Source organism: Stenotrophomonas maltophilia, assembly GCF_002799245.1.
GTDB classification, from domain to species: domain Bacteria; phylum Pseudomonadota; class Gammaproteobacteria; order Xanthomonadales; family Xanthomonadaceae; genus Stenotrophomonas; species Stenotrophomonas maltophilia_S.
This window is the reverse complement of sequence record NZ_NEQV01000002.1, coordinates 283,311-303,514: the sequence shown is the minus strand read 5'-3', so window position 1 is coordinate 303,514 and position 20,204 is coordinate 283,311. Positions and strand designations below refer to the sequence as shown.

Annotated in this window: 17 protein-coding genes; 6 read left to right on the top strand and 11 right to left on the bottom strand. The window is 67.7% G+C overall.

Going from position 1 to position 20,204, the window contains the following annotated elements:
* Nucleotides 1-39: 39 nt before the first annotated feature.
* The 3 genes from B9Y64_RS07350 to B9Y64_RS07340 form a co-directional block, all read right to left on the bottom strand.
* Nucleotides 40-579 carry a DUF924 family protein gene (locus B9Y64_RS07350; RefSeq protein WP_075676279.1) on the bottom strand — a complete coding sequence of 180 codons (540 nt, stop codon included), beginning with the start codon at nucleotides 577-579 and terminating at the stop codon, nucleotides 40-42.
* Nucleotides 580-622: 43 nt separating this feature from the next.
* The gene (locus B9Y64_RS07345; RefSeq protein WP_005414446.1) at nucleotides 623-1,399 is read right to left on the bottom strand and encodes an AMP nucleosidase; all 777 of its coding nucleotides are present in this window, start codon (nucleotides 1,397-1,399) and stop codon (nucleotides 623-625) included.
* Between the two features lie 130 nt (nucleotides 1,400-1,529).
* Nucleotides 1,530-5,291: an autotransporter domain-containing protein gene (locus tag B9Y64_RS07340; protein ID WP_100440142.1), complete on the bottom strand. Its 3,762-nt coding sequence runs from the start codon at nucleotides 5,289-5,291 to the stop codon at nucleotides 1,530-1,532.
* Nucleotides 5,292-5,533: 242 nt separating this feature from the next.
* Here B9Y64_RS07340 and B9Y64_RS07335 point away from each other — a divergent pair, with 242 nt between their 5' ends.
* From B9Y64_RS07335 to B9Y64_RS07315, 5 genes are all read left to right on the top strand, one after another.
* Nucleotides 5,534-6,943: an amidohydrolase gene (locus B9Y64_RS07335; protein ID WP_100440141.1), complete on the top strand. Its 1,410-nt coding sequence runs from the start codon at nucleotides 5,534-5,536 to the stop codon at nucleotides 6,941-6,943.
* Nucleotides 6,943-8,190: an amidohydrolase family protein gene (locus tag B9Y64_RS07330; protein WP_100440140.1), complete on the top strand. Its 1,248-nt coding sequence runs from the start codon at nucleotides 6,943-6,945 to the stop codon at nucleotides 8,188-8,190. The genes B9Y64_RS07335 and B9Y64_RS07330 overlap by 1 nt, the downstream gene beginning before the upstream one ends.
* A gap of 20 nt (nucleotides 8,191-8,210) precedes the next feature.
* On the top strand, nucleotides 8,211-8,843 hold the full coding sequence (locus tag B9Y64_RS07325; protein WP_100440139.1) for a 2-hydroxychromene-2-carboxylate isomerase: 633 nt from the start codon (nucleotides 8,211-8,213) through the stop codon (nucleotides 8,841-8,843).
* A gap of 95 nt (nucleotides 8,844-8,938) precedes the next feature.
* Nucleotides 8,939-9,880, top strand: coding sequence for a DegV family protein (locus B9Y64_RS07320; RefSeq protein WP_100440138.1), 942 nt, complete (start codon nucleotides 8,939-8,941; stop codon nucleotides 9,878-9,880).
* Nucleotides 9,881-9,957: 77 nt separating this feature from the next.
* A complete protein-coding gene (locus B9Y64_RS07315; protein WP_006469105.1) occupies nucleotides 9,958-10,296 on the top strand; it encodes a hypothetical protein in 339 nt (112 codons plus the stop codon).
* A gap of 44 nt (nucleotides 10,297-10,340) precedes the next feature.
* Here the strand turns inward: B9Y64_RS07315 and B9Y64_RS07310 are convergent, their stop codons facing one another.
* The 4 genes from B9Y64_RS07310 to B9Y64_RS07295 all read right to left on the bottom strand — a co-directional run bounded on the left by B9Y64_RS07310 (nucleotide 10,341) and on the right by B9Y64_RS07295 (nucleotide 15,453).
* Entirely contained in the window at nucleotides 10,341-11,753 is a 1,413-nt protein-coding gene (locus tag B9Y64_RS07310; RefSeq protein ID WP_100440137.1) for an efflux transporter outer membrane subunit, read from the bottom strand.
* Nucleotides 11,750-12,832: an HlyD family secretion protein gene (locus B9Y64_RS07305; protein ID WP_100440136.1), complete on the bottom strand. Its 1,083-nt coding sequence runs from the start codon at nucleotides 12,830-12,832 to the stop codon at nucleotides 11,750-11,752. The genes B9Y64_RS07310 and B9Y64_RS07305 overlap by 4 nt, the downstream gene beginning before the upstream one ends.
* Nucleotides 12,833-12,853: 21 nt before the next feature.
* Complete coding sequence (locus tag B9Y64_RS07300) at nucleotides 12,854-14,383, bottom strand: MFS transporter (protein WP_100440135.1); 1,530 nt, start codon at nucleotides 14,381-14,383, stop codon at nucleotides 12,854-12,856.
* A 152-nt stretch (nucleotides 14,384-14,535) separates the two neighbouring features.
* Nucleotides 14,536-15,453 carry a LysR family transcriptional regulator gene (locus B9Y64_RS07295; RefSeq protein WP_100440134.1) on the bottom strand — a complete coding sequence of 306 codons (918 nt, stop codon included), beginning with the start codon at nucleotides 15,451-15,453 and terminating at the stop codon, nucleotides 14,536-14,538.
* Between the two features lie 156 nt (nucleotides 15,454-15,609).
* Between B9Y64_RS07295 and B9Y64_RS07290 the strand changes: the two genes are divergently transcribed.
* The gene (locus B9Y64_RS07290) at nucleotides 15,610-16,056 is read left to right on the top strand and encodes a universal stress protein (RefSeq protein ID WP_100440133.1); all 447 of its coding nucleotides are present in this window, start codon (nucleotides 15,610-15,612) and stop codon (nucleotides 16,054-16,056) included.
* A gap of 89 nt (nucleotides 16,057-16,145) precedes the next feature.
* Here B9Y64_RS07290 and B9Y64_RS07285 read toward each other — a convergent pair whose 3' ends face one another.
* The 4 genes from B9Y64_RS07285 to frmR all read right to left on the bottom strand — a co-directional run bounded on the left by B9Y64_RS07285 (nucleotide 16,146) and on the right by frmR (nucleotide 20,071).
* Nucleotides 16,146-17,591 (bottom strand): GGDEF domain-containing protein, encoded by a 1,446-nt coding sequence (locus B9Y64_RS07285; RefSeq protein WP_100440132.1) that lies wholly within the window; start codon nucleotides 17,589-17,591, stop codon nucleotides 16,146-16,148.
* Between the two features lie 148 nt (nucleotides 17,592-17,739).
* Nucleotides 17,740-18,570: an S-formylglutathione hydrolase gene (gene fghA, locus B9Y64_RS07280; RefSeq protein WP_100440131.1), complete on the bottom strand. Its 831-nt coding sequence runs from the start codon at nucleotides 18,568-18,570 to the stop codon at nucleotides 17,740-17,742.
* Nucleotides 18,571-18,620: 50 nt separating this feature from the next.
* The gene (locus B9Y64_RS07275) at nucleotides 18,621-19,730 is read right to left on the bottom strand and encodes an S-(hydroxymethyl)glutathione dehydrogenase/class III alcohol dehydrogenase (RefSeq protein ID WP_100440130.1); all 1,110 of its coding nucleotides are present in this window, start codon (nucleotides 19,728-19,730) and stop codon (nucleotides 18,621-18,623) included.
* A 65-nt stretch (nucleotides 19,731-19,795) separates the two neighbouring features.
* Nucleotides 19,796-20,071 (bottom strand): formaldehyde-responsive transcriptional repressor FrmR, encoded by a 276-nt coding sequence (gene frmR / locus B9Y64_RS07270; protein WP_005411009.1) that lies wholly within the window; start codon nucleotides 20,069-20,071, stop codon nucleotides 19,796-19,798.
* Nucleotides 20,072-20,204: the final 133 nt, after the last annotated feature.

Below are 20,204 nucleotides of genomic sequence, written 5' to 3'. Positions count from 1 at the left end.
TTGTGGAAAAACGACTTAATCCCCTCCGTCCCCTTTTTGTTAGCCGGCGAAGCCGCCTTCGGCCAGGTAGTCCAGTTCCTCCGGCGAGGGAATGCGCCCCAGCACGGCGTTGCGGTGCGGGAAGCGACCGAAGCGGCGGATGATGTCGCGGTGCAGCTCGGCGTACTGGAGGTATTCCTTGTCGCCCAGCACATCGAACATCGCCACCGAACGGTCCTGGTCCAGCGGATCCTCGGAGTGCTCGAACGGCAGGTAGATGAAGGCGCGCAGCTTGGGCACCAGCTGCAGGTCCAGGCCTTCCTCGATGGCGCGCATGGCGTAGTGCCGGGCCAGGCCATCGGTGGCATAGGAATGGGCGCTGCCGCGGAAGCAGTTGCGCGGGAACTGGTCCAGCAGCAGCATCAGCGCCAGTGCGCCCTCGGCACTGCCCAGCCAGTGTTCGCGCGCACGCGAAGCGGCCGCGAAATGCTCATCCAGGAACAACTGGCGGAACTGCGCGTCGAACGCATCGTCGCGGGCGAACCACTTCGCAGGGCCCGCCTCCTTCCAGAAATCCACCACTTGCGCGGCAACGTCCATCACCTACTCCCCAGGGCCGGCGCGCCGCGCCAGGCCATCATCATCATTCGTCGAAGCGCAGGTGGCGGACCGACTTGCCGTTGCGCCGGATAAGCTTAAGCGCCTCGATACCGATCTGGATATGGTTTTCCACGAACTGGGAGCTGACCTTGGCATCGGAGGCCTCGGTCTTGACCCCGTCGGGGATCATCGGCTGGTCCGAGACCAGCAGCAGCGCGCCACTGGGGATGTGGTTGGCGAAGCCGGCCGCGAACACGGTGGCGGTTTCCATGTCGATGGCCATGCAGCGCATCGCCCGCAGCCGCTCCTTGAAGGCCTCGTCGTGCTCCCAGACCCGGCGGTTGGTGGTGTAGACGGTACCGGTCCAGTAGTCGTGGCCGAGGTCGCGGATCATGGTCGAGACCGCCCGCTGCAGCGCGAAGGCCGGCAGCGCCGGGACCTCCGGTGGCAGGTAGTCGCCCGAGGTGCCCTCGCCACGGATCGCTGCAATCGGCAGCACCAGGTCACCCAGCTGGTTCTTGCGCTTCAGGCCACCGCACTTGCCCAGGAACAGCACGGCCTTGGGCATCACCGCCGACAGCAGGTCCATGATGATCGCGGCATTGGGGCTGCCCATGCCGAAGTTGATCATGGTGATGCCGTCGATGGTGGCGCTGGCCATCGGCCGGTCCAGGCCGATGACGGGGGCGCCGGTCAGCTCGGAAAAGGTGTGCAGGTAGCCCCCGAAGTTGGTCAGCAGGATGTGCTGGCCGAACTGGTCCAGGGGCACGCCGGTGTAGCGCGGCAGCCAGTTGTCGACGATTTCCTGCTTGCTCTTCATGGGCGGTCCGGTACGGCGTGGGGGCCGCCATTGTAGGCCTGCACAGGCCAGCCCACACCTGGGCCGGCAACGAAGAAGGGCGGCCCTGCGGCCGCCCTCCTGGGTCTTCCCGATGCCCGCAGGCAGAGGATCAGAAACGTACCGACCAGCGCAGGTTCGCACTGTGGTCGCGGCTTTCGTCGCCATACTGGCCGCTGTAACCCAGCTCCAGCTGCTGGCGTGCGGTCAACCAGGCCGACAGGCCGAGTTCGGCCACCACCGTTCTGTCAGCAACCGGGGCACCGCTGACCACGAAGCTGTCGCTGCCCGAGGCGAAGGCGAAGCGGGCCGCCGGGTCACGATCGCCGCTGGCGTGGCGGTAGCCCACGCCACCGCGCAGATGCAGCCAGCTGTCCTGTTGGAACGACGCCCTCAGGCCCTTGTCGAAGCGCAGGCCGGCCGTTGCCACCGTGGTGCGCAGATCGTCCACCTCGCCCTGCAATGCAGCAGCGCCGCCGCGTTCGTTGACACGCTTCATGTCCACTTCCACACGTGCCAGCTGCAGGTAAGGCTCCAGCCCCGCCTCGCGATCGCCGAAGCGGTAGCTCGCCTCGATGAACGCCTGGCGGGTGCGACCGTCGTAGCGGGCCACCAGCGTGTCGCTGTAGCCGGAGAAGCCCAGCTCGCGGGTGCTCTTCACCTCATGCTCGCTCCAGGCCAGGCCACCACGCAGGCCGAAGGCGCCCCAGTCGTGGCTGGCGTAGGCGCCCAGGTGCGTGTTGTCCACCTTGGCACGCGCGCGGCGCCCTTCCTGCTGCTTGGCATCGGTACGGCCGGTGCCGGCCAGCACACCCACCTGCCAGCCGTTGATCTCGCGGTCCACGCCCACCAGCAGGCCATTGCTGTTGGCCTCGGTGCGTGCGGTGTTGCCATTGCCGTCAAGCGTGGTGCTGCCACCGATGGCCTGGACCCACACGCCCGTGGCGGCTTCGCCGTCTGCGCCCGGAGCGCGGGTACCGACCCGACGCGACAGGGCGGCGTCACGCACGTAGCGGCTACCCTCGACCAGGGCCATCGCAGTGGCCGCATGCAGCTCGCCGCTGAGGCCATCCAGTGCAGCGCCGACCTGCTGCGGGAACAGCAACGTCAGCGGGCGTGGCAGGCCCTGGTTGACCGCCAGTCCGTCGGCCACCGTGGCGACCGCGCGCTGGTTGTCGGTACGGGCGGCACTGGCAAGCGGATTGCCACGGGTCACTTCAATGCGCGCGCCACCGGCACCATAGGCCAGGCTGAATTTCATGAACGGTGAGAACGCACTGAAGTCGGCGGTGGCGAACTGGCCACTGATTCCGCCGTCGGCACGGATGAAGTTGAACTGCTCACCCAGGTAATAGGTGCCCGCCTCCGGCAGAGCGATCAGGGTGCCTCCCAGGGTGGCGGTACCGGTGACGCGCAGCTGGTCGCTGCGCCCACCCGGTGCCAGTTCGGCCTGGTACACACCGGTGGCGGTCTGCACGTAGTTGCCGTTGATGGTCAGCGTGCCGATCGAATTGCCCGGTGCGACGATGCCGGCCACGGTGGTATCGCCCAGCTGGCCGATACCTTTCAGTGTGGCCTTCGGGCCGACGAAGGTATGGCCGCCGGTCTGCACACCGTTGAACGACAGCACGCCGCCATTGATGGCCAGGTCGGAACCTGCGAGCACGCCGCCAGCGTTTACACGGCTGTTGCCCAGGCTGGTCAACGTGCTGTCTTCCAGCCTGCCGTTCAACTCGAAGGTGCCCTGCCCGGCCACCAGGGTGCGCGCGCCGGTCTGCACACCGTTGAACGACAGCACGCCGCCGTTGATGGTCAGGTCGGAACCGGCGAGCACGCCGCCGGCATTTACACGGCTGTTGCCCAGGCTGGTCAACGTGCTGTTTTCCAGCCTGCCGTTCAACTCGAAGGTCCCCTGCCCGGCCACCAGGGTGTGCGCGCCGCGCTGCACGCCATCGAAGGTCACCGCGCCGCCATTGATGGTCAGGTCGGAGCCATCCAGCACACCACGGGCATTGATATGGCTGGTGCCGCCCAGGTTGTTCAGCGCGGTGTTCTTCAGCGTGCCGTTGAGCAGGAAGCTGCCGCCGGTCACGTCCACGGCACCGGTGAGCGTATTGACGCCATCCAGTTCCAGCACGCCCTCGCGCACCAGCGCACCGTTGAAGCTGTTGTCGCCGCTCAGCCGCAGCCAACCGGTACCACTCTTGGTCAGCTTCCCGGGGCCGCCAATGTCGTTGGTCCAGTCATCCCATGCATCGCCCTCCCACACTTTCAGGCCGCCGGCACGCTGGTTCATCACCACGTTGGTATCCACACGCAGCGATCCGTAGCCTTCGATGGCCTTGGCCAGGTTCAGCAGGCCCCAGCCGTAGATCTCGTCGATGCCTGGCGCGCCAAGATCGGTCGTCGTGGTCAGCAGCACGTCGCGCACCTGCGCGCTGTCCAGATAGGGGAAGCGCTCGAACAGCAGGCCGAGGGCGCCGGTAACGTGAGGGGCGGCCATCGACGTACCGCTCAGCATTGCGTAGCCGTAGGTGGGCACACGCTGCTGGATGTCCAGGCTGACGTTGCCATTGGCATCGATACCGATGCTGCCGGACAGGTTCGAATCATCACCGTACGCGGTCGACACGATGTCCGAACCCGGGGCAGCAAGGCACCAGTTGGCACTCAGGCCGCACTTGTTGGAACGATTGCTCAGCGTCAGGTTGGTACCGACGTTGACCACACTCAGCCAGTACGGCTCGATGTCGGCGAAGGCACGCGGCAGCGTGGCGTACATGCCGGCAATGGGGCTCTGCGCAGGCGTCGGAATGAGGGAATTGGTGTTGCCCGCCGCCCACACCTGGATCATCCCGCGCGCACGCGAACCGTCGGCGAAGGTACTCAGGTACTGGCGATCATCGGGATCGTTGTAGATCTCGTCCATGTCCGCCGCGGTCGACGGTTCCACCGTCAGGCCCCAGCTGTGGTTGATGGCCCGCACGCCCTGGGCGTTCATCTGCTCGTACATGTCCTGGAAGGCGCTGAGCTTCGGGCCGACCGCGCCCAGCGTCACCACCGCATAACCGTCCGCAGTGCGCTGCCATTCGCTGATGCTGTCGGAGAACAACCGGCCAACGGTCAGGTCCGAGCCGAAGGACACGCCCTGCATGCCGTTGCCGTCCCGGTTCGCCGCGATGGTGCCGGCAACGTGCGTGCCATGGATCTCGAACTGTATGCCCGGCTGCACGTAAGGGCCCGACTCGATGATCCTGCGGATGTTCTCGGGGACATTGGCGTTGTAGCCCACATAGCTGATCTGCACGTCATCGCCATCACTGGCGAAGCAGGCCGCCGGACCGCGCACCGCGCTGGTGTTGGTGCAACGCGTGCCATCGGCCATCAGATCTGCGATGCGGATGCTGCGGTTGTCCTTGCCGGCGAACTCCGGATGGTCCAGACCCGTGCCACTGTCGAACACGCCCAGGCGGATGCCCGTACCCGTCAATCCTCGCGCATAGGCTGCATCGGCATTGATCGCAGCCAGGCCCCAGTCGAGGTTGAATTCACTGGTACGCCAGCTCGCAGCATCACCGGGCGTGCCCATGACCGGCTCCGCGGGAGCCACGACGCTGGGAGCCAGCACCGCCACCGGAATCGCTACCGAGGGAGCGATCATTGCCGGAGCGGAGGCCGGCACCCCGCCTGACGCGGCGAACGCCGACTGCAGACTGCGCTGCAGCTGGTAGCGGGCCAGGGCATCGTCGTTGTCCTGGGCCAGCACCGGCAGCGCGGCAGCCGCCAGCAACGAACCGACAATGGCCGAAGCCAGTGGCGAAGGCAGGAAGGAACGGCGCGAAACAGTCGAACGGCAGGGCTTTGCAGCAGTCATCGGTTGCGTCCTTGATTCCATGAAAAGTGCGGGCTGGCTCCGTCTTGGAGCAGGTGCGAAAGCTGGTGATGCAGGTCAGTGAGAGACGTAATCAGCCATCGCTTCATCCAACGTTAATATTTCCTTCACAAATCCTCCATCAGAAAATCCCTACCCCCCACGCCCCTGCCCAAGGTCACTTGGCAAGCCGCATCGGCCCCGGCTAGCGTCGGTGGATTCATGTTTCGGGCGAGGGGAACTGCATGGCATCGACGTTGTTGCGCGCCGGGGTGGCACTGGCGCTGCTTTCAGTGAGCACGGCACCGGCGGCAGGCGCCTCGCGCTTCGTCGCCGACCCCTACCCCAGCACCTACCAGGCCCATCCCGATGCGCCGGTGCTGATCCAGAACGCCACCGTGCTGACCGGCACCGGCCAGCGCCTGGACAATGCCGATGTGCTGCTGCGCGAAGGCCGCATCGTCGCCGTGGGCCGCCAGCTGCAGGCCGATGCCGGTGTCACCCGCATCGATGCACAGGGCAAGTGGGTCACCCCGGGGCTGATCGACGTGCATTCGCACCTGGGCGTGTACCCCAGCCCGGGCGTCGGCGCGCACAGTGACGGCAACGAGATGACCGCGCCGGTCACCGCCAACGTCTGGGCCGAGCACTCGGTGTGGCCGCAGGACCCGGGCTTCGCCACCGCCCTGGCCGGCGGCGTGACCAGCATGCAGGTGTTGCCGGGCTCGGCCAACCTGGTCGGTGGCCGTGGCGTGACCCTGAAGAACGTACCCGCCATCACCTACCAGGCGATGAAGTTTCCCGGCGCACCGTGGGGGCTGAAAATGGCCTGCGGCGAGAACCCGAAGCGGGTCTATGGCGAAGGCAAGGGCGTGGCCCCGGCCACGCGGATGGGCAACGTGGCCGGCTACCGCGCCGCCTTCATCGATGCCGCCGACTACATCGCCAAGAACAAGCCCAAGCCGGCCAAGCGCAAGGGCTGGTTCGGCAGCGACAAGGGCGACAGCGCCGGTGATGCCGGCGGCAAGCGCGATCTCAAGCTGGACACGCTGGCCGGCGCGATCGAAGGCGATATCCGCGTGCACATCCACTGCTACCGCGCCGACGAGATGGCCACCATGCTCGACCTGGCCAAGGAATTCGGCTTCAAGGTGGCCGCCTTCCACCATGGCGTGGAGGCCTACAAGCTGGCCGACCGGCTGGCCGCCGACGGCGTCTGCGGTGCGCTGTGGGCCGACTGGTGGGGCTTCAAGATGGAGGCCTTCGACGGCATTCCGGAGAACATCGCACTGGTCGACCGGCCGAAGAACAGCTGCGCCATCGTCCATTCCGATTCACCCGAAGGCATCCAGCGCCTGAACCAGGAAGCGGCCAAGGTGATCGCCGCTGCGCGCCGCGCGCACATGCCGGAGATCACCCCCGAACACGCCATCACCTGGATGACCGCCAACGCCGCCAAGGCGCTGGGCATTGAAGGCCAGACCGGCACCCTGGAGGCCGGCAAGATGGCCGACGTGGTGGTGTGGAACGGCAATCCCTTCAGCTCGTATGCGCTGGCCGAGCAGGTCTTCATCGACGGCCGACGGCTGTACGACCGCCGCGCGCCGGCGGCGACGCCACGTTCCGATTTCCAGCTTGGCCAGGAGGTGCACTGATGGGCACGTTGAGATGGCCCGGCGCTGCCGTGGTGGCGCTGTTGTTGCTGGCAACCACGGCATCGGCGCAGGATCTGCTGGTCCGCAATGCCACCGTGCATACCGCCGGCGCGCGCGGCAGCCTGCAGCACGCCGATGTGCTGGTGCAGGGCGGAATCATCCGCGCGGTCGGCAGCGGGCTGTCCGCGCCGGCCGGGACCCGCGTGGTCGAGGCCGAAGGCCGCCCGCTGACGCCGGCGCTGTTCGGGGGCATTACCGAGATCGGCATCGAAGAGGTCTCCGGTGAAGCGAGCACGGTCGACAGCACGTTGAAGATCGGCGAACAACCGCTGCGCCCCGAATTCGATGTCACCCTGGCCTACAACCCGGCCTCGGTACTGATCCCGGTGGCGCGCCTGGACGGCATCGGCTTCACCGCTCTGGGGGCCGCCACCGGTGGCGGCTTCGTTGCAGGCCAGGGCGGTGTGATGCGGCTGGACGGCAGCACCGATCCACTCGGGCCGCGCGCGCTGTTCCTGCGCCTGGGGTCGGCTGCAGTGGAGCTGACCGGACATTCGCGTGCGGCGCAATGGATGCTGCTGCAGCAGATGGTGGACGAGGCGCGTGGCCAGGTCGCCGTGGACTCACCGCATGCGCTGCTGACGCCGGCCGGTCGCCGCACGCTGGGCAGGTACCTGGCGGGCCAGGGCCGCATCGTGGTGGAGGTGGATCGCGCGGCGGACATCCGCCAGCTGCTGCGCTGGGCCGCCCGAGAGAAGGTGAAGATCGCCATTGCCGGTGGCAGCGAAGCCTGGCAGCTGGCACCGGAGCTGGCGGCCGCGCAGGTGCCGGTGTTCGTCGACGTGCTGTCCAACCTGCCGGCCAGCTTCGACCAGATCGGCGCTACGCTGGAAAATGCGGCACGCCTGCAGCGTTCCGGCGTGGCGGTCTCGTTCGTGCAGCGTGGCGATGCCTCGCACAACGCACGCAAGATGCGCCAGCTGGCGGGCAATGCCGTGGCCAATGGCCTGCCCTGGGCCGACGGCCTGGCCGGCCTGACCCGGGTGCCGGCGCAGGCGTTCGGCGTGGCCGACCAGATCGGCAGCATCGAGCCGGGCAAGCGTGCCGACCTGGTGCTGTGGGAGGGCGACCCGCTGGACGTGGCGCACTATGCCGAGCAGGTCTGGCTGGGGGGCCGGGCGATGCCGATGCGCTCGCGCCAGACCGAGCTGCGCGACCGCTACCTGCTGCGCAACGCACAGCCCTGATCGCATTGGAGAAAACACCCATGACAACGCTGCGCTGGTACTTCGACTTCGTTTCGCCGTACTCCTACCTGCACTGGCAGAAGCTGAAGCAGCTGCCCCGGTTCGCACAGATCCAGACCGTGCCGATCGCCTTCGGTGCCGTGCTGCATCACCTGGGCAACCTCGGGCCGGCCGAGATCCCGGCCAAGCGCCGCTTCATCTACCGCCAGCTGCTGTGGACTGCGCAGGCGGAGGGCACGCCGCTGCGGTTCCCGCCGGGCCATCCGTTCAACCCGTTGTCGGCGCTGCGCCTGTGCCTGGCCGCCGGTGCCAGCGTGCAGGCGGTGGACGCGCTGTTCGACTGGATCTGGCGCGAGGGCAATGCCGGTGACAGCGCCGAAGCCCTGCGCGAGCCGGGCGCGCAGCTGGGCATCGAGGATGTCGCCAGTGCCATCGCCGACCCGGCGGTCAAGGAGCAGCTGCGGCGCAACACCGAGGCCGCCATTGCTGCCGGCGTGTTCGGCGTTCCCACGCTGGCCATCGATGACGAGCTGTTCTGGGGCAACGACGCCCATCCGCTGATGGCAGCGGTGCTGGCCGACCCGGATCTGCTGCAGCAGCCCGAATGGCGGCGCCTGGCCGAGCTTCCGGTGGCAGTGCAGCGCAGTCGCTGAACAGGGCGTGGCGCGTTTTCCTCGCGCGCCACGCCAGGTTTTGAGATAGATTTCACGTTTCCGAACCTACAACCGCCCTGGAGGGGGAGCCGCGGATGCGCATCGGAATCGTCGTCGACTCGGCCTGCGACCTGCCGCAGGACTTCATTGCCGAGCACAACATCGTGCTGCTGCCGATCACCGTACGGATCGGCGAAGCCGTGCTGGCCGATCATCGCGATGAGCAGGCCACCCTGAGCTTCCTGCATGCGCATGTGGCCGAACATGGCGCTGAAGCGGAGACCATCCCCTTCAGCGTCAACCAGATCCGCGACCTGTTCCTGCAGCAGCTGGTGATCGATTACGACCACGTGTTCTGCATGACCATCACCAAGACCCGCAGCCCGATCCACGACAACGCGCTGCAGGCCAGCTTCGCCATCCTCAACGACTACAAGCCGGTGCGGCAGGCAGCGGGCTACAACTCACCGTTCGCGCTGCGCGTGCTCGATACCCAGAACCTGTTCGCCGCCCAGGCGGTGACCGCGGTGGAGGCGGTTCGCCTGCGTGGCAGTGGTGCCAGCGTGCAGCAGATCCGCGAACGGCTGGAAGAGCTGGCCGGCAACGTGCACGGCTACATGATCACCCGCGACCTGTACTACATGCGCGCACGCGCACGGCACAAGGGTGACCGCAGTGTCGGCCTGCTCAGCGCGGCGCTGGGCAGCGCACTGGACATCAAGCCGGTGCTGCACGGTTACCGTGGCGAGACCGGGCCGGTGGCCAAGATCAAGGGATTCGACAGTGCCGTGCAGAAGCTGTTCGCGGTGGTCGGCCAGCGCGTGCGCGCCGGCCTGATGACGCCAACGGTGTGCGTCAGCTACGGCGGCGAACTGGACGAACTGCGCGCCCTGCCCGGCTATGCACAGATGCAGGAGGCCTGCGCTGGCCACGGCGTGACCGTGTACGAATCGGTGATGAGCCTGACCGGCATGGTCAACGTCGGCAAGGGCGCGGTCACCGTGGGCTTTGCCGATGGGCCGCATCGGTTTGAATGAGCGCTGGCCACGGCTGGAATCTGCACATCGATTCCACCGCGGCTGTGCGAGCCTTGCCGCACTTCAAGGAGAACTCCATGCCTGCGCAGTACCACATCAGCCTGCCCGACCCGTCCAAGGCCCGCGGCAACGACCCTGACCTGTCCTTCCATTCGCAGGGCGCCGCCGGTTTCGCCGAAGAGCTGCAGGACGCCCTGCGCAGCGGCACGCTGTTCGAGCGCTGGAAGGCCAAGCAGCCCGACCCGGACGCGGTGGAGCCGCAGTGGGGCGTGACCGATCCGGATGCCACCGTGACCGGCGAGCAGAAGGACCTGCGCATCAACCTGGTCGCCACCACCCGCATCGACAGTGACGTGTTCAAGCAGCGCCTGCGCCTGCTGGCCGGCCACCACTGGGAACTGCGCGACGTGCGTTGAGGCCCCGCTCGGGTAGATGCCAACCTTGGTTGGCAACCACGGCACTACCAGCCACCGCCCAGCGCGCGGTACAGATCCACCCGTGCGATCGCGGCGATGGCCTGGCTGTTGGCCAGTGCGGCCTGGTTGTCCAGCGCGATGCGCTGGGCGGTCAGCACATCCAGCATGTCGACCACACCGGCCTGGTACTGCCGGCGCGCCGCCCCCAGTGCGGTCTCGCTCTCGTCCACCGCCACGAGCAGCTGCACGCTGCGCTGCTGCTCGGCACTGTAGCCATCAATGGCGTCGTCCACTTCGTGCCAGGCCTGCAGCACCGTACGGCGGAACTGCAGTGACGCCTGTTGCTGCTGCAGCCTGCTCAGCGCGAGGTTGGCCTTCAGCCGCCCGCCCTGGAAGATCGGCACGCTGATCGACGGCCCGATGCTGAAACGGTGCGCGTTCCAGCCATCCAGGTCATCGAGCTGCCTGGCCTGGAAGCCGGCGTCGCCATTCAAGGTGATGCGCGGCAGGAAACTGGCCTTGGCCGCGCCGATGCCGGCCGTTGCCGCGTGCAATGCCGCTTCGGCACGACGGATGTCCGGGCGGCGCTCGGCCAGTCCGCTCGGCAGGCCCACTGCCACAGCCGGCAGCGCCGGCCAGTCACGGCGTGCATCCTGCAGCTGCGCGTCCAGCGCCTGCGGCGGCTGTGCCAGCAGGAACGCCAGCGCATTGCGCAGCTGGGATTCGCGATGCCGCAGCGGCGCGATGCGCGCCTGCAACGAGGCCACCTGCGCGGCCGCGCTGGACACCTGCAGCGTGCTGGCCACGCCCTGGCGCTGGCGTGCTTCGGTCAGCCGCTTGATGTCGTGGGCGATGCTGAGGTTGTCCCCGGTGATCGCCAGCAGTTGTCGCGTCGCACGCAGCTGCAGGTAGTCACGCGCGGTTTCCGCCAGCAGCGCGATGCGCACTGCGTGCGCATCTTCCTCGGCCATCTGCACGCGTGCGTCAGCAGCTTCCACCTGGCGGCGTACGCGGCCCCACAGATCCAGTTCCCAGCCCACACCGATACCGGCCTGGAACAACCCGTAGTCATCACGGCCGCCTTTGCCGGAAGGATCGTTCAGGCCCACCTCGCTGTTGCGCGCACGCATGCCACTGGCGCTCGCGTTGACGCCGGGCAACCGGTCGGCGGCGGAGATGCCACGCGCAGCGCGGCTCTGCTGCACGCGGTTGGCCGCCAGCTGCAGATCCAGGTTGGCCGCCAGCACCTGGCCGGCCAACTGCCCCAGCAGCGGATCGTCGAAACCCGCCCACCAGGCGGCGTCCTGATCGATGGCATTGCCGGCGACAACCTCACCCTGCCAGTGGCTGGGCAGTTCCGCCTGCGGGCGTACGAAGTCCGGGCCCATCGTGCAGGCGGCCAGGGCCAGGCACAGGCCGGCCGCAACGACGGTGCGCAACACGCTGACGGCGCTCATGCGCCCTCCCCGGCCTTGTGGCCCGGCCCGTGCTGCACGCTCTGCACGCGCGCGCGGCTGCGCAGGTCAACGCTGGCTTCCACCGACATGCCGGCACGCAGCTGGTCCAGCAACGGCTGGCCCGGCTCCAGCACGATCTTCACCGGAATCCGCTGCACCACCTTGGTGAAGTTGCCGGTGGCGTTCTCCGGTGCGACTGCTGCGAAGGTAACGCCGGTGGCCGGCGCGATGCTGTCGATGTGCCCGCGCAGCGGCCTGCCCGGAAACACGTCCACCTTCAGTTCGACCGGCTGGCCGGCCTGCATGCGGGTCATCTGCGTTTCCTGGAAGTTGGCGACCACGAAGGCGCGCTTCAGCGGCACCACCGCGGCCACCGGCGTCCCCGGGGTCAGGTAGGCACCCACGCGCACCGCGCGGCGGCCAACCATGCCGTCGATCGGCGCGCGCAGCACGGTATGCGACAGATCCAGTTCGGCGCGTGCCTGTGCCGCTTCTGCTCGCTGCACGGCCGCCTGTGCGGCCTGCACACCGGCCGCCAGGATGCCGGTGCGCTGGCGTGCGGTCGACAGCGCCGCCTGGCCCTGCTGCAGATGGGCACTGGCCACGGCCCGCTTCGACTGCGCCTGCTGCGCGCTCTGCACGGTACCGGCGCCGTCGCGGGCCAGTTCGCGGTAACGCTGCTGGTCGGCGCTGGCCAGGGTCAGTTCGGAACGGCTGACATCGACACTGGCCCTGGCCTGCTCGATCAGCGAGCCCTGCTGGGCCAGTGCGGCCTGCGCGTTGGCCAGCTGTGCACGGGCATTGGCGAGGTCGGCGCGGGCTGCCTGCAGGGCTACCTGGTAGTCGCGGTCGTCGATGCGGGCGAGCACGTCGCCGGCCTTCACCGGCTGGTTGTCCTCCACCTCCACGGCACTGACGAAGCCGGCAATCTTCGGCGCCACCAGGGTGTAGTCGGCCACCACATACGCGTTGTTGGTGCTCTGGTGGCCGCCATCGCGCAGCAGCAGCCAGGCGCCGATGGCCAGCGCCAGCACGCCCAGGCCCAGCCCGGTGTGGAGAGTGGTTCGATTGATCGTCATGAGGGAATTCCTGCGAAAGGTTCAGGCCACGGCACGTGGCGGATGGATGCGGGTGGGCATCCAGGCAACAAGGGGAATGAAGGCAAGCGCCACCAGCGCGACCACCCAGTACAGGTCGGCCGAGGTCAGTGCCTGCACCTGTGCATGCAGGCGCGCGCCCAGCTGCGGGCCCTCGGCCAGCCACGGTTGCTCGCCAAGGCGGTCGACCAGCACGGTGGAGTGGAAATGACGGCGGCCCTGGGCGACGGCATCCAGCACGCCGCTGGCAAGCACCGCAGCAAAGCCCTTGACCGTGTTGAACCACGCCGAGGCGAATGGGCCGTCCTGCGGCGGCAGGCCGGTGGTCGCCAGCATCAGCAGCGGCAGCACCGCCATCGGCTGGGCGAACACCTGCAGCAACTGCACCCACAGGAAGTTGTCGCGGATCCAGGCCACATCCAGGTGCGAGCCCAGCCAGCAGGCCAGGGCGAGCATTGCCAGGCCGGTGGCCTGCACCCAGCGGCAGTCCACCGCGCGGATATTCAGCAGCGTCGCCACCAAAGGCAGCGCGATCACCTGCGGCAATGCCACCCACAGCAACATCGGTGCAGTCTGCAGCGGCCGGTAGCCCTGCACGCTGGCCAGGAAACCGGAGGGGATCGAGATCACCGCCAGCAGCACGAACAACACGCCGCCCAGCGTCACCAGCGAGTAGCTGAGGTTGCGGTTGGCCAGCAGCTGCAGCTTGAAGAACGGCAGCGGGTGGAACCATTCATTGATCATGAACAGCACCATCAGCCCGGCACCGCCACCGATCATCAGCGTGATCATCGGCGAGTCGAACCAGTTCAGGCGCGGGCCCTGCACCAGGCCCAGCACCAGCAGCACCAGCGCGGGCAGGCCCAGCAGCAGGCCGACGCCATCGAACTGGGCGAAGCGTTCCAGCCGCAGCGGGTCCTGCGGCAGGCCCCAGCTGACCATCGCCATCGCTGCCAGGCAGTACGGCACGATCTGCCAGAACGCCCACTGCCAGCCCACCTGCTCGACCCAGAACGCGGCCAGCGGCGTGCCCATGCTCGGGCCGAAGGTCGCGGTCAGCGCGTAGCCGGCCAGTCCATACAGCTTGATGCCCGGCGGCAGGAAGCGCAGCGCCACGCTCATCAGCAGCGGCGGCAGCGCGCCGCCGCACAGGCCCTGCAGCGCACGCAGCAGCAGGAACACCTGCAGGTTCGGGGCAAGCGGGCAGAGCACGCCCAGCACCATGAAGCCACCGATCATCGCCAGCGCAAAACGACGCAGCGAGAAGGTGGCGGCACACCACGGCGCGAAGGCCATCGCGCTGACCGACATCGCGCTGTAGACGGCGACGATCCAGCTGCCGTCGTCGACGCTGAAACCCATCGCGCCACGGATGTCGGCCAAGGCGACCTTGGTGATGTTCTCGTTGAAGCCCGATACCAGCACCGCCAGCAGCACCCCACACAGGCCGACCAGAACGCGGCGGTCGAGCCCGGGGGCGGCGGCAGGACGGGGCGCTGCGGCGTTCGGGACAGTGGCGGCCGGCGTACTCATCGCCGGGCACCGATCCGTGCAGTGCACGGCATGTTGGGGGTCATTGGAATGCGCTCAGTGAAACTCCGGGGAGCGCAGTCTAGGGAGCCGGTACCGTCCAAAAAATGGCGTGACCGGCATCGCAGGCGTGCGTCGGGCGCACGCCCGGAACCTCAGCGACGGCTGTCCTCGACGCTTTCGCACATGGTCTTGATCGACCGTCGCAGCCACTGGTGGGCAGCGTCGTTGTCCAGCCGCGGATGCCAGGCCTGCACGATCGCCGCCGTGCGCACCGGAATCGGCAGCGGGAACAGGCGCAGGGGCAGGCGCATGCTGACGATCCGCTCCAGCATCACGCTCGGCATCTGCGGCAGGATCAGGTCCGATTCGGCCGCGGCGAAAATCGCACCGTGGAAGGTTGGGCTGATCAGCGCCACGCGGCGTTGCAGGCCGAGCGTGGCGAGATCATCATCGATCGGCCCGCGTGGCAGGCCACGGCGCGACACTGCGATGTGGTCGCAGGCGGCAAAGCGCTCTGCGCTGATCTCGCCATCGAACAACGGATGGTCCTCGCGCGCAGCGCCCATGAACGAGGTACTGAACAGGTTCTGCACCTTGGTGTCGGATGCGTGCTTGCCGGCGGTGCTGATGTACAGATCGATCCGGCCCTGCGCCATCGCATCGTCATCGGTATCGCCTTCGGGCACGAAACGCAGCACCGCACGCGGTGCCTGCTGGCGGAATATCTCGCGCAGGCGCCCGCCAAAGCCACCAATGAAGACATCGTTGGCGCGCACGTTGAAGGTGCGCTCCAGGGTAGCCACGTCGATCTCGCGGCCGGCATGAAAAACACGGTGGGCCTGTTCAATGACGTCGCGCACCTGCTCGCGCAGCTGCAGCGCGCGTGGCGTCGGTGCCAGTCCACGGCCGGCCCGCACCAGCACCGGGTCGCCCAGTGCCACACGGATCCGGCCCAGGGTGCGGCTCATCGCCGGCGCGCTCAGGTTCATCCGCCGCGCGGCGGCGGCCACGCTGCATTCATCGATCAGCACGTCCAGTGCCAGCAACAGGTTCAGGTCCGGCAGGGGCATGGCGGTCTCCAATGGAACAATCTTCAGCAATCCGGATGACTCTACGGCACTTGCTGTTCGTGTGGATTGCGTCTGGCGCATCCATTGACTGCCGCGCACGGCATGGGTGCGCGCGGTGACATCGGCGACCATCCCCGGCCTGCCAAGGAGACATCCATGTTCAACACCCTGCTGGTCGCCCTGGACGGCGGCCCCCAGCACGCACGCGTGCTGGACCTGGCCGCGGCCATCGCCGGCCCGCGCAGCCGCCTGCACCTGCTGTGCGTGCTCGACCCCGAATTCGCGCTGGCCGCCGATGCCAGCGAGGCCGACCGCCGCGAGTACCCGGAAGCCGCGCGGCAGCGCTCGCAGGCCGAGGCGGTGCTGGCCGAAGCCCTGGCTGAGCTGCGCGAACGCGGCGTCGATGCCATCGCACAGATTCCCTCCGGCGACCCCGGCGAAGTGATCAGCGAACAGGCACGGCGCTTGAAATGCGACCTGATCGTCATCGGCCATCGTCACCTGTCGCGGCTGGAACGCCTGTTCGAGCCTTCGATCGGGCAATGGACCATCGATCACGCGCCCTGTCCGGTGCTGGTGGAAACCCGCGACCCACGACCCTAGCCCCCAGGGCCTCACGTTCCCGGTTGTTTCCGGCTACCGCGCCTTCGGCCGCCAGTTCGGCCACGGCGAACAGGCGCTGCGGGGCGCGCTCAGCAATCCATCCTTCCGTGCGCGCTGCCCTCGTCGTCCAGCACATGGGCATGCAGGATCACCTGGTTGCGGCCAGCACGCTTGGCGGCATACAGGCCGGCATCGGCATCCGCCAGCAGCTGATCGGCGCTGGCCAGGGCCGGTGGATGCAGGTAGCCCACGCCGATGCTGATGCTGACCGATCCTTCCGGCAACGGCAGCGCTTCCACCGCCTCGCGCAGGCGCTCGGCCAGCGCCAGCACGCCCGACAGCGCGCTTCCAGGCACGATCACCGCGAATTCCTCACCGCCATAACGCGCAACGCTGTCACTGGCGCGGCCGGCACTCGTCTTCAGGACTGCGGCCACGGCCTGCAGGCAGCGGTCACCGGCGGGATGGCCGTGGCGGTCGTTGAAGACCTTGAAATGATCGATATCCAGCAGCAGCAGGCCCAGCTCGGTACCACTGCGCCGTGCACGGTTCCACTCGGCCAACAGCAGTGCATCGAACTCGCGGCGGTTGGCCACCCCGGTCAGGCCATCCTGCCGTGCCAGCTGGTCCAGCGATGCCTGGCGTTCCATCAGGTCCACCTGCAGCAGGATGCTGCGCACGCCGAAGCCCAGCGTGGCCACCACGAAACCGGTGACCGCCAGCGGCCGGGCGTGGTCGACCACCAGCGTGCCGACCACCAGCAGCAGCAGCGGCAGGATCATCGGCCCCGCCGCCTGCACCGTTCTCGCCAGCCTTGGGTGCATCACCCGCACCGGTGCGGGCGCGTGGCCCAGCGCAAGCAGGGCAAGCAACAGGAACGGCAGATCGATCAGCAGGTCGTTGTAGGCGCCGAACGCATCCCCCGAGGTGTAGTGGTTGATGTAGTACGCCACCATCAGGTAGGCCACGGCATAGATCGCCAGTGCGCGGAAGAAGGCGCGTCGCTCCGCAACGTCACCGACCAGCCAGCGCACCACCGCGAACCCGGCGATGCACAGGTTCTGGATATCGAACATGCGCTGCATGTTGGACAGGGCGTGGTCGTCGATGTCCACGCGGGCGGCGAACGACTGCGCGTGTACGAAGAACAGCACCCCCAGCAATGCTGCCATCCCCGCATCGATCAGGCTGATGCTGAGCCGCTCGCGGCGCGCCCGGGCGAGGATGAACACCAGCGGCACGCCATACAGCACATACAGGAACAGGCTCACCTGCGGGGTGACATCGGCGCGGCCGGCCCCCAGCGCATCGATCATGTTGAACGCCATGCCACCGGCCCACAGCAGCAGCGCCGCCGCGGTGGCCCGCCAGCCCAGCGCCGCCCGGTCGCGGCGCGCCCGCCACAGGCATGCGGCCGCAGCCAGCAACGGGGCACCGGTCAGGAACACGAAGGATCCCGCCCCGGCAGGGCCCGGCCACAGGGTCAGCACCAGGCCATGGCACAGCACATACAGCAGCGCCAGCACTACCGGCATGCATCCCCCGATCCACAAGGCCGTACGCCCGCACCATAGCCCCGTCCGCGCCACGGCCACGTAAAAAAAGGGGACGGAGGGGATTAAGTCGCATTCGGCGCAGCGGCAAATGCGACTTAATCCCCTCCGTCCCCTTTTTCGGGGGGTGTCAGCCGTGCAGGGCGCGGGCGTGGTGGGCGATGTGCTCGCCGATGAAGCTGCCGATGAAGTAGTAGCTGTGGTCGTAGCCGGGCTGCAGGCGCAGGGTCAGCGGATGGCCGGCGGCCGCGCAGGCTTCCTGCAGGCGCTGCGGCTGCAGCTGGGTCTGCAGGAACTCGTCCGCCTCGCCCTGGTCGACCAGCAGCGGCAGCCGTTCATTGGCCTCCGCCAGCAGCGCGCACGCGTCCCACTGCGCCCAGTCGGCCGGGTTGTCACCCAGATAAGCGGTGAACGCCTTCTGCCCCCACGGCACGTGGCTGGGCGCGACGATCGGCGAGAACGCCGACACACTGCGGTAGCGCCCCGGGTTGCGCAATGCAATCACCAGCGCACCATGGCCGCCCATCGAATGGCCACTGATGGCACGCGCGCCGGTGACGGGGAAGTTCGCTTCGATCAGCGCGGGCAGTTCCTGCGCCACATAGTCGTGCATGCGGTAGTGCTTCGCCCACGGTGCACGGGTGGCGTTGAGATAGAACCCCGCCCCCTTGCCCAGGTCGTAGCCCTCGGCATCGGCCACGTCATCACCGCGCGGGCTCGTGTCAGGCGCGACGATGATCACGCCGTGCTCGGCCGCATAGCGTTGTGCACCGGCCTTGGTGATGAAATTCTGCTCGGTGCAGGTCAGGCCGCTCAACCAGTACAGCACCGGCAGTTTCTGCGTTTCCGCCTGCGGCGGCAGGTACACGGCGAACTGCATGTCGCAGCCCAGCGTGGTCGAACGATGGCGGTAGACGTCCTGCCAGCCACCGGAACAGGCGCGGTGTTCAATACGTTCCATGGGTTCCTCCCGAGGAGCGGCAGGCACGGCAGCCTGCCGCCCGGCGTGGATCAGTAGTGGACCACCGAACGGATCGACTTGCCTTCATGCATCAGGTCGAAGGCTTCATTGATCTTGTCCAGGTCCATGGTGTGGGTGACGAACGGGGCCAGTTCGATATCGCCCTTCATCGCGTCTTCGACCATGCCCGGCAGCTGGCTGCGCCCCTTCACGCCACCGAAGGCAGTGCCCATCCACTTGCGGCCGGTCACCAGCTGGAACGGGCGGGTGGAGATCTCCTGGCCCGAACCGGCCACGCCGATCACCACGCTCTGGCCCCAGCCACGGTGCGCGCATTCCAGCGCCGCGCGCATCACGTTGACGTTGCCGATGCACTCGAAGCTGTGATCCACGCCCCAGGTGGTCATTTCAACGATGACCTGCTGGATCGGCTTGTCGAAGTCCTTCGGGTTGATGCAGTCGGTGGCACCGAATTCGCGCGCCAGTTCAAACTTGGACGGGTTGGTATCCACCGCGATGATGCGGCCGGCCTTGGCCTGGCGCGCACCCTGGATCACCGCCAGGCCGATGCCACCGAGGCCGAACACGGCCACGCTGTCGCCTTCCTGCACCTTGGCGGTGTTGTGCACCGCGCCGATGCCGGTGGTGACGCCGCAGCCGAGCAGGCAGACGTGTTCCGGGTTCGCGTCCGGGTTGATCTTCGCCAGCGAAACCTCGGCCACCACGGTGTACTCGCTGAAGGTCGAGCAGCCCATGTAGTGGTACAGCGGCTCGCCGTTGTAGCTGAAGCGGCTGGTGCCGTCGGGCATCACGCCCTTGCCCTGGGTGGCGCGCACCGACACGCACAGGTTGGTCTTGCCGCTCTTGCAGAACAGGCACTCGCCGCACTCGGCGGTGTACAGCGGAATGACGTGGTCGCCCGGCTTGACGCTGGTCACGCCCTCGCCCACTTCCACCACGACACCGGCACCCTCATGGCCCAGCACCACCGGGAACAGGCCTTCCGGATCATCGCCGGACAGGGTGAACGCATCGGTGTGGCAGACACCGGTGTGGGTGATCTTCACCAGCACTTCGCCCGCCTTCGGCGGGGCGACGTCGATCTCGACGATCTGCAGCGGCTGGCCGGGACCAAAGGCGACGGCGGCACGGGACTTCATGGTGGACTCTCCAGGATCAGGCGGGAATGGGATACAGCGTGATGGGCGCGATGTCGCGCCATCGTTCATTTCAGGTAGGAGCGGATCAACGCGCTCATGTCGCGCACGCGTTCGGCGCGTTGTTCGTCGGACGCCGCAGGCTGGCCGAACTCCTCTCGCAGATGGGCCTCCATCACCTCCGACATCAGGCCGTTGACCGCGCCACGGATGGCGGCGATCTGCTGCAGCACCGGCCCGCAGTCGGCACCGGCTTCCAGCGCGCGGTCCAGCGCATCGCACTGGCCACGGATGCGGCGTACGCGGGCCAGGACCTTCTTCTTTTCTTCGGGGGAGTGCGGCATGGCGAGGCCACCTCGGAACTATACTGGGGGATAGTATACACAGCCACTCCGGCAGCACCACCCATCGCCCCGGCCCGCTGTCAGAAACCGGGCTAAAGAACACCACCCCGCAGCCGCTAATCCGTGCCTGATG

What these genes read in the sequence shown, in the direction of transcription:
- B9Y64_RS07335 (WP_100440141.1), top strand. Translation starts at nt 5,534, where the DNA reads ATGGCATCGACGTTGTTGCGCGCCGGGGTGGCACTGGCGCTGCTTTCA.
- B9Y64_RS07340 (WP_100440142.1), bottom strand. Translation starts at nt 5,291, where the DNA reads ATGACTGCTGCAAAGCCCTGCCGTTCGACTGTTTCGCGCCGTTCCTTC.
- frmR (WP_005411009.1), bottom strand. Translation starts at nt 20,071, where the DNA reads ATGCCGCACTCCCCCGAAGAAAAGAAGAAGGTCCTGGCCCGCGTACGC.
- B9Y64_RS07320 (WP_100440138.1), top strand. Translation starts at nt 8,939, where the DNA reads ATGCGCATCGGAATCGTCGTCGACTCGGCCTGCGACCTGCCGCAGGAC.
- B9Y64_RS07290 (WP_100440133.1), top strand. Translation starts at nt 15,610, where the DNA reads ATGTTCAACACCCTGCTGGTCGCCCTGGACGGCGGCCCCCAGCACGCA.
- B9Y64_RS07330 (WP_100440140.1), top strand. Translation starts at nt 6,943, where the DNA reads ATGGGCACGTTGAGATGGCCCGGCGCTGCCGTGGTGGCGCTGTTGTTG.
- B9Y64_RS07315 (WP_006469105.1), top strand. Translation starts at nt 9,958, where the DNA reads ATGCCTGCGCAGTACCACATCAGCCTGCCCGACCCGTCCAAGGCCCGC.
- B9Y64_RS07305 (WP_100440136.1), bottom strand. Translation starts at nt 12,832, where the DNA reads ATGACGATCAATCGAACCACTCTCCACACCGGGCTGGGCCTGGGCGTG.
- B9Y64_RS07325 (WP_100440139.1), top strand. Translation starts at nt 8,211, where the DNA reads ATGACAACGCTGCGCTGGTACTTCGACTTCGTTTCGCCGTACTCCTAC.
- B9Y64_RS07350 (WP_075676279.1), bottom strand. Translation starts at nt 579, where the DNA reads ATGGACGTTGCCGCGCAAGTGGTGGATTTCTGGAAGGAGGCGGGCCCT.
- B9Y64_RS07345 (WP_005414446.1), bottom strand. Translation starts at nt 1,399, where the DNA reads ATGAAGAGCAAGCAGGAAATCGTCGACAACTGGCTGCCGCGCTACACC.
- B9Y64_RS07285 (WP_100440132.1), bottom strand. Translation starts at nt 17,591, where the DNA reads ATGCCGGTAGTGCTGGCGCTGCTGTATGTGCTGTGCCATGGCCTGGTG.
- B9Y64_RS07310 (WP_100440137.1), bottom strand. Translation starts at nt 11,753, where the DNA reads ATGAGCGCCGTCAGCGTGTTGCGCACCGTCGTTGCGGCCGGCCTGTGC.
- fghA (WP_100440131.1), bottom strand. Translation starts at nt 18,570, where the DNA reads ATGGAACGTATTGAACACCGCGCCTGTTCCGGTGGCTGGCAGGACGTC.
- B9Y64_RS07295 (WP_100440134.1), bottom strand. Translation starts at nt 15,453, where the DNA reads ATGCCCCTGCCGGACCTGAACCTGTTGCTGGCACTGGACGTGCTGATC.
- B9Y64_RS07300 (WP_100440135.1), bottom strand. Translation starts at nt 14,383, where the DNA reads ATGAGTACGCCGGCCGCCACTGTCCCGAACGCCGCAGCGCCCCGTCCT.
- B9Y64_RS07275 (WP_100440130.1), bottom strand. Translation starts at nt 19,730, where the DNA reads ATGAAGTCCCGTGCCGCCGTCGCCTTTGGTCCCGGCCAGCCGCTGCAG.